General features: G+C 56.1%; 9 protein-coding genes and 1 pseudogene. 8 read left to right on the forward strand and 2 right to left on the reverse strand.

The features are described from left to right. Positions 1 to 198 precede the first annotated feature (198 nt). The 8 genes and pseudogenes from fabA (at position 199) to RHM59_RS06575 (ending at position 9,814) form a co-directional block, all read left to right on the forward strand. Positions 199 to 714, forward strand: coding sequence for a 3-hydroxyacyl-[acyl-carrier-protein] dehydratase FabA (gene fabA / locus RHM59_RS06540; RefSeq protein ID WP_322169289.1), 516 nt, complete (start codon positions 199 to 201; stop codon positions 712 to 714). A gap of 10 nt (positions 715 to 724) precedes the next feature. Continuing rightward, positions 725 to 1,945 carry a beta-ketoacyl-ACP synthase I gene (gene fabB / locus RHM59_RS06545; protein ID WP_322169286.1) on the forward strand — a complete coding sequence of 407 codons (1,221 nt, stop codon included), beginning with the start codon at positions 725 to 727 and terminating at the stop codon, positions 1,943 to 1,945. A 438-nt stretch (positions 1,946 to 2,383) separates the two neighbouring features. Then, the gene (locus tag RHM59_RS06550; protein WP_323562505.1) at positions 2,384 to 3,430 is read left to right on the forward strand and encodes a substrate-binding domain-containing protein; all 1,047 of its coding nucleotides are present in this window, start codon (positions 2,384 to 2,386) and stop codon (positions 3,428 to 3,430) included. Then, positions 3,418 to 6,459: pseudogene (locus RHM59_RS06555) on the forward strand (EAL domain-containing protein). Before RHM59_RS06550 ends, RHM59_RS06555 begins: the two are co-directional and overlap by 13 nt. Further along, positions 6,456 to 6,875: an OsmC family protein gene (locus tag RHM59_RS06560; protein WP_322169277.1), complete on the forward strand. Its 420-nt coding sequence runs from the start codon at positions 6,456 to 6,458 to the stop codon at positions 6,873 to 6,875. The pseudogene RHM59_RS06555 and the gene RHM59_RS06560 overlap by 4 nt, the downstream one beginning before the upstream one ends. Before the next feature lie 19 nt (positions 6,876 to 6,894). Then, positions 6,895 to 7,749 (forward strand): pirin family protein, encoded by an 855-nt coding sequence (locus RHM59_RS06565; RefSeq protein ID WP_416194769.1) that lies wholly within the window; start codon positions 6,895 to 6,897, stop codon positions 7,747 to 7,749. 311 nt (positions 7,750 to 8,060) lie between these two features. Continuing rightward, positions 8,061 to 9,221, forward strand: a complete 1,161-nt coding sequence (locus RHM59_RS06570) for a DUF2515 family protein (RefSeq protein ID WP_322286239.1) — start codon at positions 8,061 to 8,063, stop codon at positions 9,219 to 9,221. 83 nt (positions 9,222 to 9,304) lie between these two features. Beyond that, positions 9,305 to 9,814, forward strand: coding sequence for a hypothetical protein (locus RHM59_RS06575; protein WP_322286240.1), 510 nt, complete (start codon positions 9,305 to 9,307; stop codon positions 9,812 to 9,814). 470 nt (positions 9,815 to 10,284) lie between these two features. Here RHM59_RS06575 and RHM59_RS06580 read toward each other — a convergent pair whose 3' ends face one another. Together RHM59_RS06580 and htpG are read right to left on the reverse strand one after the other, a co-directional pair. Next, positions 10,285 to 11,013 carry a dienelactone hydrolase family protein gene (locus RHM59_RS06580; RefSeq protein ID WP_322169268.1) on the reverse strand — a complete coding sequence of 243 codons (729 nt, stop codon included), beginning with the start codon at positions 11,011 to 11,013 and terminating at the stop codon, positions 10,285 to 10,287. A 59-nt stretch (positions 11,014 to 11,072) separates the two neighbouring features. Beyond that, positions 11,073 to 12,977 (reverse strand): molecular chaperone HtpG, encoded by a 1,905-nt coding sequence (gene htpG / locus RHM59_RS06585; RefSeq protein WP_322169265.1) that lies wholly within the window; start codon positions 12,975 to 12,977, stop codon positions 11,073 to 11,075. Positions 12,978 to 13,053: the final 76 nt, after the last annotated feature.

Here is a 13,053-nt window from a genome sequence, read left to right on the forward strand (position 1 = left end):
AATCAGCGACTAAAAGCTGTTGGATTATGATTTCAGTGCACAAGTGTGCTTTCATTCCGCTTGTGCTGTGACTTTCATTACAACGCAATAGTCTATGAGTAGGCTGACGGCTGAGATCTGGCGCGTCATCCGGCCAGGACTTGTTATGTGGGGCACGTTACGCCCCCACCTGCCGCACAAGATTATTGAGGAGCTCGCATGACCCAACAAAACGCCTATACCCGGGAAGATCTGCTGCGCTGCAGTCGTGGCGAGTTGTTCGGCCCAGGTAACGCGCAACTGCCCGCCCCGAACATGTTGATGGTAGATCGCATCACCCATATCAGCGCCGAGGGCGGCAAGTACGGTAAAGGTGAATTGGTCGCCGAGTTGGATATCAATCCCGACCTGTGGTTTTTTGCCTGTCACTTCGAAGGCGACCCCGTAATGCCAGGCTGCCTGGGCCTTGATGCCATGTGGCAACTGGTCGGCTTCTACCTCGGTTGGCAGGGAAATCCTGGCCGTGGTCGCGCCTTGGGCTCAGGCGAAGTCAAGTTTTTCGGTCAGGTGTTACCTACCGCGAAAAAAATCACTTACAACATCCAAATCAAACGCACCATGCGCGGCAAACTGGTCCTGGCGATTGCCGACGGCACCGTTAGCGTCGATGGCCGCGAAATTTACAGCGCCGAAAGCCTCCGTGTCGGCCTGTTCACTTCCACTGACAACTTTTAAGGGTATCCGCATGCGCCGCGTCGTTATCACTGGTCTGGGCATTGTTTCCTGCTTGGGCAATGACAAAGACACCGTTTCCGCTAGCTTGCGTGCAAGCCGCCCTGGCATCCGTTTTAATCCGGAATATGCCGAAATGGGTCTACGCAGTCAGGTTTCGGGCTCCATTGACCTCAACCTCGAAGAATTGATCGATCGAAAGATCTATCGCTTCGTCGGCCATGCAGCGGCTTACGCTTATTTGGCCATGAAAGACGCCATCGCCGACTCAGGCCTGAGCGACGATCAAGTCTCCAACCCGCGCACTGGCCTGGTTGCAGGCAGCGGCGGTGCGTCGACTCTGAACCAGATGGAAGCGCTGGACATCATGCGCGAAAAAGGCGTCAAGCGCGTCGGTCCCTACCGTGTTACGCGGACCATGGGCAGCACCGTTTCCGCTTGTCTGGCGACCCCGTTCAAAATCAAAGGTCTGAACTATTCCATCTCGTCCGCTTGTGCGACCAGTGCTCACTGCATTGGTACCGCCATGGAACAGATTCAGATGGGCAAGCAAGACATCGTTTTTGCCGGCGGCGGTGAAGAAGAACATTGGAGCCAATCGTTCCTGTTCGACGCCATGGGCGCGTTGTCTACCCAGTACAACGAGACACCGGAGAAAGCCTCCCGTGCGTACGACGCCAAGCGTGACGGTTTCGTCATTGCCGGCGGTGGCGGTATGGTCGTGGTTGAAGAGCTGGAACATGCTCTGGCCCGCGGCGCCAAGATTTACGCCGAGATCGTCGGCTATGGCGCTACGTCCGACGGCTACGACATGGTCGCACCCAGCGGTGAAGGTGCCATCCGCTGCATGCAGATGGCAATGTCTACCATTGAAGGGCCGATTGATTACATCAATACCCACGGCACTTCGACGCCGGTGGGCGATGCGAAAGAAATGGAAGGCGTGCGTGAAGTCTTCGGTACCAACGCACCCGTGATCAGCTCGACCAAAAGCTTGTCCGGTCACTCTTTGGGTGCCGCGGGTGTGCACGAAGCGATCTACTGCCTGTTGATGATGGAAGGCAACTTCATTGCCGGTTCCGCTAACATCGACGAGTTGGACCCGGTTGTCGCTGACATGCCGATCCTGACCAAGACTCGCGAGAACGCCAAGATCGACCAGGTGATGAGCAACAGCTTCGGTTTCGGTGGCACCAATGCCACGCTGGTACTGAAACGCTGGCAGGGCAAGTAATTCCCCCTGCAGTGAAAAAACGGCACCCTCGGGTGCCTTTTTTTTAACCGGCTGTCGCGTACTTGCAAAAGGCCATCTTGTAAAAGAATGAATTGTGGTAAAGGATGTAAACGGCTTTCGACCCCTATGGCCCCTGCCCTTTTTATAAGGGAAGTGTAGCTACGCAATAAGGAACGAAGCGCCTGCACTCTGTCCCTCCGGGGGCCTGATGACAGGCACTGGTGTGTCCTCGCGGATACCCGTGGCACTGGCTTTTCATCGAAAAGGGATGTCATGGAAGAAACTAATCATGGCGATCCGATCGCCCACGTTGTGCGCCGTAAATGCTTGGGTCGTCTAACGCGATCAAGCGTGCCTAAGATATTTTTAATTTCTACCGTTTTCTTTCTATCTTCAGGTCCGGTCCTTGCCCAGGATTTGTCGCCCCTCCCTGCCAGCGTGAATGCTGAAGACTCCCGCGCCTTTGTCACCCAAGCCAAACAGACTGTTGCAAGAGCGACACGGGAAGCCGTGCGCTGGAACGGCCCCGAAACAGGGCCGCAGGCACCTAAAGGCAAGGTCATTGCACTGGTGGCCGAAGACCTGCGTAACGGCGGGATAATCGGCGTTGCTCAAGGCGCACGCGAAGCGGCGGTTGCCATGGGTTGGACGTTAAGGGTATTCGACGGTGCCGGCATCTCGACCGGGCGCGCCAAGGCGCTGGCTGATGCACTGGCGAGCAAGCCCGACGGCTTGGTGTTGTGTGGTTCAGACGCCGTTGAAAACAAACTGGCCTTGGCCGCGATTGCCCGCGCAGGCACTCCTATTGTTGGCTGGCACACGGGGCCGCAACCCGGCCCTATCGCCGGCACACCCATGGCGATGAACGTCACCAGCGCACCGATTGAAGTCGCCCAGCTCGCGGCCCTCGCGGCAGTGGCGCAATCCGATGGACACGCAGGCGTGGTGATCCTGACGGACAGTCATTTCAGCATCGCGATGGCCAAAGCCAAGGCTATGGAGGACGTTATTCGCGCCTGCAAAAACTGCACGTTGCTGGAAGTGCGTGACGTTGCGCTGTCGGACAGCAATGACCGTATGCCCGCCATTACCCAGCAATTAATGCTGCGATATGGCAAACGCTGGACGTATACCTTGGCAATCAACGACCTCTATTTCGACTACGCCATTGCCACCCTCACCACTGCCGGGATCCCAGCCAACGACCTCATTTTGATTTCGGCCGGGGACGGTAGCGCATCCGCCTTTCTCCGCATCCAGGCCAATACCTATCAAACCGCCACCGTCGCCGAGCCCCTGAATCAACAGGGCTGGCAGGTAATGGATGAGTTGAATCGGCTGATTGCCGGTCAAGCCGTCAGCGGTTTCGTGGCGCCGATCCATTTGGTCAACGCCGACAACGCAGGCGCAGACGGCGGCAAGCAATTTCGATATGACCCCGACAATGGTTACAGGGACAGGTACCGCAAAATATGGAATCCCTGACGGTGGCACCGACGCTTCGACTTTCCGCGGCTTATCAGCGATTGGCACCGCAATCGCTGCGCGCGCAGTTCACCCTCGCACTGCTGGCATTGGCGTTGCTGATCGCGGCCGGTGGGGCCACGGCGGTCTATGCCTTGCGCAGTGCGAACAATGCCACCCGTCAATTGACCCAAGAGCGGCTGATGCACATGCAGGCTGGGCAGGACATGCTGCAAAACACGTTATTGATCGAGCGCCAGACCGACCAGTTGCTGACCACTACCTCGTTTGAGACCCTTCGTTCGACCTATTTAACGATGATCGAGCGGCTCGAAGCCGTCGACTACTCAATGCTGCAACTGACCGACACTAACGACACTAACGACGGGCTCGCCGTGCTCGATTTGCACCAGTCGAGCCAGCTGTTTCGCAATACCGCCAACGTCGTTGCGCAACTGCGGGAAGGCGCGCTGCAGAGTGAAGTCGCTTTTGATCTGGCGCTCAACGACCGAACGGCAGCGCTTAAGCGAAGCCACACCGCCAGTAGCCTCGAACTTGCGGTGCTGCTCTATAGCCTGCCGTCAGCGAATGATCCAGATGCTGTGCAATCGTTGCGGACCTCATTTATTGAAAAAGGTAAGACCGCAGGCTCGCTGCCTGCAATCGTCCGCGAGGATCTGATCGCCCTGAGCGCGCAGCCATCGGGCGCTATTGATGCTAGCGCACACGACCTGTTCTCTTTGCGTCTGAAGTTGATCAATCAGCATCAGACCCTGCAGCGTTTCCACGATGAACTGCAAAATCAGGCTCGCGCATTGGTGCATGCCGCACGGGTGCAATCCGGGGTATTTACCCAAGAGTATCGCGTCGCCGTGGAGCAACTGGTCGATGCATCCACCCGTAGCCAACGCTGGATCTTGATCATCCTGGCGGGAAGTCTGTTGATTGCCGGGTTTGTGGCGCGCGTATTCATGGGCCGCCGGGTCTTGGTGCGGTTGAATGAAATCAGCCGCCAACTACGTCAGGGCCGGATCGACGAAGAGCAACACACCCTGGACCTGCATGAGCAAGACGAAATCGGTGCCATGGCGGGTGCGGTGAGTCAGTTTCTAAGCGACCGTCAGCAATTGGAAAGCCGCACCGCACAACTCAGCGCAGCCCAAGAGCGACTCGCGCTGCAAAACACTCAGCTGCAACAAGAAGTTGTTACCCGTACCGGACAAAGCCATGTGCTGGAGCTGATTGCGACCAGCACCGAGCTGGAGGCCGTCCTGGACACCTTGGCTCGGGTGACTGAATCCCAGCTGGAGGGAATGATGGTGTCCATTCTACTGCTGGACGAAGATGGCGAGCACCTGCAACACGGCGCAGCACCCAGCTTGCCGGATGATTATTGTCAAGCGATCAATGGCGTCGCCATCGGTCCCTGTGGTGGATCTTGTGGCACTGCCGTGTATCGACGCGAATCAGTCATTGTCTCGGACATTGAGCAGGACCCTTTGTGGGCCGACTATCGTGAACTGGCCACCACCCATGGCATTCGGTCGTGCTGGTCGACACCGATTTTTTCCCGAGAGCGAGAAGTCCTTGGCACGTTTGCCTTGTACTCGCTGACAGAGCGCAGCCCGACGACAACCGAGATCCAACTGCTCGACGGGGCAACGCAACTGGCGGGCATCGCCATCGAACGCAAACACACGGAAAATCGTATCCGCTACATGGGCGACCATGATGCGTTGACGGGACTGCCCAACCGTCTGTTGCTGGAGGATCGACTCAAACAAGCCATTATTTATGCCCAGCGTTTCGCCCGTTTGGTCACAGTGGCATTTATCGACTTGGACAAATTCAAACTGGTGAACGATAGCCTGGGCCACAGCGCTGGCGATGAACTGTAGAAAACCGTTGCTAACCGAATGGTCAAGTCTGTAAGGCGCACCGATACAGTTGTTCGGTTGGGCGGCGACGAATTCGTCATTATCCTGTTCGACCAACCTTCGGACGCCGAGGACATCACGTCGGTCCTGCAGAATATCCAGGAATCCATCCTGCAACCGATTCATCTCAGTGGGCACACGCTTCACGTCACTTGCAGCATGGGCCTGGCGACCTACCCAGCCGATGGCATTGATACCGACACGCTGCTAAGAAACGCTGACGCCGCCATGTACCGCTCCAAAGAGATGGGCCGTAACGGTTACCAGTTTTACACCGATGAGATGAACACCAAGCACCAAGGCAAGCTCGCCCTGCAAGACGGGCTGCGTAATGCCATTGAGAACGATGAATTCCTGCTGCTCTATCAGCCTCAACTGGACCTGCACACCGGCGAGATTATCGGTGTGGAGGCTTTGATCCGTTGGCAGCATCCAGAACTGGGTCTGGTTTCTCCGATCAAGTTCATCTCGCAGGCTGAAGAGACTGGTTTGATCGTACCGATTGGCGACTGGGTCATTCACAGCGCGTGCCGTCAGACCAAAGCTTGGCAAGACGCTGGCCTGCCGCCTATTACCATGTCGGTCAATATCTCCGCCCGCCAATTCATCGAGCGGGATTTGATCCGACGCGTCGAGCATGCGCTGAAGGAAAGCGGTCTGGAGCCGATGTACCTGGAACTGGAACTGACTGAAAGCTTGATCATGCAAGACCTTCAGCAAGCCATCAGCAAGATGGAAGAATTGCAGGCGATGGGGATCAGGCTTTCTATTGATGATTTCGGCACGGGTTATTCAAGCCTCGCAGCGCTGAAAAGCTTTCCTATCGTGCGCTTGAAGATCGATCAATCGTTCATTCGGGACCTTCCCGAAAACGAAAATGACAAAGCCATCGCCACTGCGGTCATATCACTGGGCCATAAGCTGAATCTGAAGGTCATCGCCGAGGGTGTCGAAACCGAAGCACAGAAGGCGTTCCTACGTGACAACGGTTGTGATGAAATGCAAGGGTACTTGTTCAGCAAACCCGTTTTTGCGCGGGAAATCGAGCAGCTGTTCCCACTCCACGGATATAGCGCCGAAACCCGCGTTAGCCGCCCACGAGGTATCTTATGAGTGTCACCATCAATACCCTGTCCAGCACTGGATACCGCCACACGATTGAAGTCGATGAAAAACACCCGCTGTTTACCGACCTGCCGGTTTCAGCAGGCGGCGAAGGTTCGGCACCTGACCCCCATGACTATTTCGACGTCGCGCTGGGCGCGTGCAAGGCCCTGACAGTCAAACTCTACGCCAAACAACATGACATCCCACTCACCGGGGTAACCGTTGAAGTCAACCACGACGGCAGCCTGGAACGGGAAGGTAAATACGCCATCAGTGTTCAACTGACGCTGCTGGGTGCCCTGAGTGACGAGCAACGCACCTTGCTTCATCGCATCGCTGATCGCTGTCCGGTACACAAGCTGATGACCCGCACTGAAGTCACGATTGAAACCCATTTGGCTGAAGGTGCATTCAGCCAGTAGCCTCGACGAGGTGACGCTCATGATCGTAATTAAGCCTCGCGCCGAAGACGTTGAGGGTCAGCCGATTCTGCGCCCACTGCCGTCCGCCAGATGCCGCAGCGTCGGACCGTTCGTGTTTTTTGATCACATGCTGGAAACCGATTACCCGGCCGGTAGCGGCATGAATATTCGTCAGCACCCACACATCGGCTTATCGACCCTCACCTACCTGTTTGAGGGCGAGTTGTTGCACAAAGACAGCCTGGGCAGCGATCAACGGGTTCAACCGGGTGAAGTGAGCTGGATGACCGCCGGCAGCGCCGTTTCTCACATCGAGCGTACCCCGGATGATCTGCGTATTCGGGGGTCACGCATGCACGGTTTGCAGGTGTGGCTGGCTTCGCCGAAAGAACGTGAGCAAGGCGCGGGGCATTACAGCCATCACCCGGCGCACACCCTCCCCGTGAGCGACACTATGGGCATCCGCATTCGCATGATCGCTGGCAGCGGGTTTTGCCTGGTATCGCCGGTGCCAGTGCTGTCGCCGACGCTGTATGCCGAAATCAACCTGCAAACCGCCACCACGCTGTTGATTCCCGCAGAACACGAAGAGCGGGCGCTGTACGTGCTGTCGGGTGAAGCGCTATTGGATGGCGAGCAAATGGAGCCGCGAACACTGGTGGTGCTGCCGATGGGCGAAGCGCTGACCCTAAGCGCCGGCAGTGAATGCCACGCCGTACTGATAGGCGGCGCCGTATTGGACGGACCACGGCGCATGAACTGGAACTTCGTCGCCAGCGACCTCGCATTGATCGATCAAGCCCGCGCTCGCTGGGCGGCAGGAGATTGGCCGACGGTGCCGGGTGAGTTCGACAGGATCGAATTGCCGAAATAGCCTCTGTAGGAGCAGCTTGCCCGCGATCGGCTGCGCAGCAGTCGTAAAATCAGCGACCCGGTTCTTTCAGTTGAAACCGAGTCAGCCGATTGGGACCGCTTCGCGCTCCATCGCGAGCAAGCGCGCTCCTACAGATCGGTGAACCAGTATGGGGTTTCGGTGTTAGCGGGGGTGAGAGTTGTAAGCTTTTTCCGAGGTTCTTGTAAGGTTGTACAGCTTGGCTTGTAGGGCGTCTCTCCATTTTTTCGGCGATATTTTACTTCGGTTTTGTGGCTGGTAGGGTGGCGAAATTCTAGCCAGGAGCCAGCGCCATGACCCAGTGTTTCAAAGACCACGAATGCGACACGCAGCTGTTGAACCAACCCACCAAACCGATCGAAGAGTGCGAGACGCACAGGATCGAGTTGTACGGGGTCATGCAGGACGTTGTTGACGTGCCGTTTTTGACTTGCTCGGGAATCTGGCGAGTCTTCCAGCGCGAAGCCGAAGAAATCGTCGCCCCCGGCGGCGTCCTGATCGCCGACCCCATCGAACGCAATCGCGTGATCAATGCCGCCTATGCCCGGTTGTGGTTGCACGACAACCGCTTTCAGTGGGCCGGCCTGGCAGCCTTTGCCTCCAAGCAAGTCGGTTGCGGGTTGTTGCATGCTGCCGATATGACTGACGTCATTCAAGCTGAACGCGACGCCAGGCAGCGCTTGATCGACTCCAATGCGGCATCGAATCCCGGTTTCCTCGGGGCTCATATTTTCAAAGATACGGATCAGCAGGCGCTGGATGATTACCAAACCGCCCGCAGCAATAATCCCGTTCCTCTAAGCGACCTTGCTTTGGGCCCGGAACCCTCATCCTTGATGCAGCAACAGTTCCAGCACGTCTACGAAATGATGGCGCTGGGCAACACCACCTTGTTTCTGGATATCTTCCCGTTGCATGCGTTTTACAAAAAGCGTGGCATTGAAGAGTTAAGGACCTGTCTTAAAGAGCGGGCGGGTATTTATGGTCATCCGAAGTTTCCGGTGTTGTGGCCGGTGGAGAAGGAGAAGCTCGAGTTCGGGGGGCTGTATGCAGAAATCCTGCAGGCCTTCGAGGCGATAGAGGGGGGAGATATTGCCGAGAGCGTGAGGCAATTGGCGAAACATGAGCAACTCAATATCCTGCAACCGACCATCTACCAAGACCAACAACTTAAACTGCTACTTCGCGGTAACCATGTCTCCTACGTGACCGGTTTTCCATCCGGGGTGGCTCAAGCGATTGAGCTGACCCTGGCGAGCCAATGCCAGCCCGTCGAGGATGGACGCACCCTCGAATTCAGCAGCAACCCGTTTGCAGACTTGTCAGTTTACAAGCAGCGCATAGCCTTCGTATTGCAAGCCGCGGAACGTTTCGATGAGATGCTGGGCGACGAAAATCGACCCTTGCTAGAGCAGTCAATAAAAGATATCGCCGAAGGGGCAGGTGTCCGATGAAGCGGCGATATTGGTTCTGCTTGGCACTGCTAGCGGTATGGGGCGCCGATGTCGCCCGGTCGTGGTATGAACGAGAGATCGTCATGGAGATCGGTGGAACTTATGAGCACATGCGACGGCAGTCGTCAGCCCGCTTTAGTCCACCTTACCCAGACGGGGGCATATCGTGGGGCGGGGCAGAGTCCAACGCACGCTTACGGTTCGTCGACCCGCAATATGGGTTTATCACTCCCATAGGCACTCATTTCACTATGGGATTCAGAGGCAACATCATTGAGGACGTTCGCATTTCTCCGCAGATCGAACCCTTGTTACTCGATGACGCACTGAAGGTTGTTCTAGATTTACAAGAACAATGGCGTCGGGGTGGCTGGATGGATAAAAAACAAAAAAAATTCCCGCCGTTTGCTGATACGCCGCAATGGCGCGCTCATTTGCGCGACGCGCCCAACGGTAGAGCAACTTTTTGGTATGCCGGAGATAAATATCAGGCCACGTTAACAATGCATCGCTTTAAAGACCGTAAACACCCCGAAGAAGAGCGCTATAAAATTATCCTGAGTGTGTCCAAACCTTGGACGCCTTACCCGTGACTCGGCGTCGTTGGGCCTAAAATATCAGGCCCTGTTAAGCGTGCACCGCGTAAAGGACCGCAAACACCCCGAAGAAGCACGCTGAGTTTCAGGGGCAAGAACGCGGGCACCACGGTGTTTGTGGGCGGTTGGGGTGTGGTGGCGCAAATCCACTTGTGGACCAGATTCGCGTTCAAATTATTGCGCAGGGCAACACTGGCAATTGTGGCTCCGGGCTGGAAGCACTCTTCGACGATCTGTGGAGCCAACTTGTTGGCGAAGCGGTAGGTCCTGCAAACCGCGTCAGGCCCTCTTGCCAACAAGTTGGCTCTACAGACAGCTAAAGGCGGCGCGGTTTGTCTGATGTATCGCATCGTGGCCTTCCCGAATAAATTCGGTCCCACAGATTTGGCGCTGCACACACTTCTGTAGGAACTGCCGGAGGCTGCGAACAGCCCGAAGGACCTTCGCCTACAGAAGGATCTGAAGCGTTAGCCCTTGAACACTTCATCCAGCAAGTTATGCATTGAAACAAACGCGCGCTTGGCGGTTTTAGCGTCGTACATCATCTTGCCCGGCACGTTGGCGTGGGGGTCAGTGAATGAATGCACCGCGCCGCCGTAGCTCAGCAATTGCCAATCCACGCCTGCGGCATTCATTTCTTCTTCGAACGCTGGCAGTTGGTCCTTCGCGACCAGGGGGTCGGACGCGCCGTGCAGGACCAATACCGAGCCTTTGATGTTGTTGGCATCAGCTGGATCAGGCGTATCCAACGTTCCGTGGAACGTGACGGTGGCTTTCAGATCCGCGCCGCTACGGGCCAGTTCCAGGGAGCAGCAACCACCGAAGCAGAAACCAAAGGTCGCCAACTTGCGGGTATCTACCGGGGCATCTGTCTGCGATTTAAGCGCATCGAGCGCCGCTTGCATGCGCTTGCGCACTAACGCCCGGTCATTCTTCAACGGCATCATGGCGGCGCCTGCTTCATCGCCGTTCTGTGGACGAACCCCCTGCCCATAAAGATCAGCGAGCAACACCACATAACCTTGCTCAGCAACCGACTGTGCAATCATCTGCGCACCTTCGCTAACGCCCATCCAGTTTGGCGCCATTACCAGGCCTGGGCGTGAGGAAGCATCGCTGGAATCAAACACCAGACGGCTTTCGTAGGATTGGCCATCAATTTGGTAAACCACGGAACGAACGATAACGTTGCTCATTTGCAGCCCTCGAAAAAAACTATAAAAAAAACCCGCCGAAGCGGGTTTTTTGCTGGTGTTTAAACTGACAACTCTACCAGTAGCTTGTTCAGTCGACGCACATAAGCAGCCGGGTCTTTCAGGCTATCGCCTGCGGCCAACGCCGCTTGGTCAAACAGGATGTGTGACAGGTCACCGAATCGCTCTTCGCTTTGCTCTGCATCGAGCTTGGCAATCAGCGGGTGGGCCGGGTTGAATTCGAAGATAGGCTTGGAATCCGGAACCTTCTGACCGCTGGCTTCAAGGATCTGGCGCATTTGCAGGCCCAGATCTTGTTCGCCGATGGCCAGAATCGCCGGGGAGTCGGTCAAACGGTGGGAAACCCGCACTTCGCTGACAGCCTCGCCCAGCGCGGCTTTCAGACGCTCGATCAGACCTTCTTTATCCTTGGCGACTTCTTCTTGGGCTTTCTTGTCCTCTTCGGAGTCCAATTTGCCAAGATCCAAGTCACCACGCGCGACGTCGACAAACCCTTTGCCGTCGAAATCGCTGAGGTAGCTCATCAACCATTCGTCGATGCGGTCAGTCAACAGCAGCACTTCAATGCCTTTCTTGCGGAAGACTTCCAGATGCGGGCTGTTTTTAACCTGAGCGTAGGTTTCGCCGGTCAGGTAATAGATCTTGTCCTGACCTTCCTTGGCGCGGGCCAAGTACTCGGTCAGTGCGACGACTTGTTCGCCACCGTCTTCGTGGGTCGATGCGAAACGCAGCAAGCCGGCGATTTTTTCCTTGTTGGCGAAATCTTCTGCCGGGCCTTCCTTCATGACCTGGCCGAAGTTTTTCCAGAAGCCTTTGTATTGATCAGGCTCGTTTTTCGCCAGTTTTTCCAGCATGTCCAAGACACGCTTGGTCAGCGCCGATTTCATCGAATCGATGATCGGGTCTTTCTGCAGAATTTCCCGCGACACGTTCAACGAAAGGTCATTGGAATCGACCACGCCCTTGATGAAGCGCAGGTACAGCGGCAGGAACGACTCAGCTTGATCCATCACGAAAACGCGCTGCACGTACAGTTTCAGACCGCGAGGTGCTTCACGCTGATAAAGATCGAACGGAGCACGGGCTGGCACATAGAGCAACGAGCTGTATTCCAGCTTGCCTTCAACCTTGTTATGGCTCCAGCTCAGCGGGTTTTCGAAGTCATGGGCTATGTGCTTGTAAAACTCCTGGTATTCCTCGTCCTTCACCTCGGTCCGAGGACGGGTCCATAGCGCACTGGCGCGGTTAACGGTTTCCCACTCCACTTCAGGCGTGGCTTCACCTTCGGCAGCGGCCTGTTCTTTTGGCAGCTCAATGGGCAACGCGATGTGGTCAGAATATTTCTTGATGATGTTGCGCAGACGGTAGCCGTCTGCGAATTCATCTTCAGCGCTTTTCAGGTGCAAAACGATGCGCGTACCACGATCAGCCTTTTCGACGGTAGCGATTTCAAATTCGCCCTCGCCTTTTGAGGACCAATGCACGCCTTCGCTAGCAGGAACGCCAGCACGACGGCTGAACACTTCAACCTTGTCGGCGACGATGAATGCTGAGTAGAAGCCCACACCGAACTGGCCGATGAGGTGCGAATCTTTTTTCTGATCACCGGACAAATTCTTCATGAAGTCCGCAGTACCCGACTTGGCAATGGTGCCCAAGTGAGTGATCGCGTCTTCGCGGCTCATGCCGATACCGTTGTCTTCGAGGGTGACGGTTTTCGCGTCCTTGTCGAAGCTCACACGGATTTTCAGCTCAGCGCCGCCTTCGAGCAGGTCCGGCTTGGACAAGGCTTCGAAGCGCAATTTATCAACAGCGTCAGAGGCGTTCGAGATCAATTCGCGAAGGAAAATTTCCTTGTTGGAATACAGCGAATGGATCATGAGGTGCAGCAGTTGCTTCACCTCGGTCTGGAAGCCCAGGGTTTCCTTTTGAGTTTCCACACTCATGGTCGTCAAACTCCAATCAGATGGTACAAGCCGCATACACAGCGGCGGGATGTCATCAAAGTGGGGGCTGGGTCAG

This window comes from Pseudomonas sp. MH10 (assembly GCF_034353045.1).
GTDB lineage: Bacteria > Pseudomonadota > Gammaproteobacteria > Pseudomonadales > Pseudomonadaceae > Aquipseudomonas.

Coding starts and splice junctions, on each gene's coding strand:
- fabB (WP_322169286.1), top strand. CDS start 725: ATGCGCCGCGTCGTTATCACTGGTCTGGGCATTGTTTCCTGCTTGGGC.
- RHM59_RS06575 (WP_322286240.1), top strand. CDS start 9,305: ATGGAGATCGGTGGAACTTATGAGCACATGCGACGGCAGTCGTCAGCC.
- fabA (WP_322169289.1), top strand. CDS start 199: ATGACCCAACAAAACGCCTATACCCGGGAAGATCTGCTGCGCTGCAGT.
- RHM59_RS06570 (WP_322286239.1), top strand. CDS start 8,061: ATGACCCAGTGTTTCAAAGACCACGAATGCGACACGCAGCTGTTGAAC.
- RHM59_RS06580 (WP_322169268.1), bottom strand. CDS start 11,013: ATGAGCAACGTTATCGTTCGTTCCGTGGTTTACCAAATTGATGGCCAA.
- htpG (WP_322169265.1), bottom strand. CDS start 12,977: ATGAGTGTGGAAACTCAAAAGGAAACCCTGGGCTTCCAGACCGAGGTG.
- RHM59_RS06565 (WP_416194769.1), top strand. CDS start 6,895: ATGATCGTAATTAAGCCTCGCGCCGAAGACGTTGAGGGTCAGCCGATT.
- RHM59_RS06560 (WP_322169277.1), top strand. CDS start 6,456: ATGAGTGTCACCATCAATACCCTGTCCAGCACTGGATACCGCCACACG.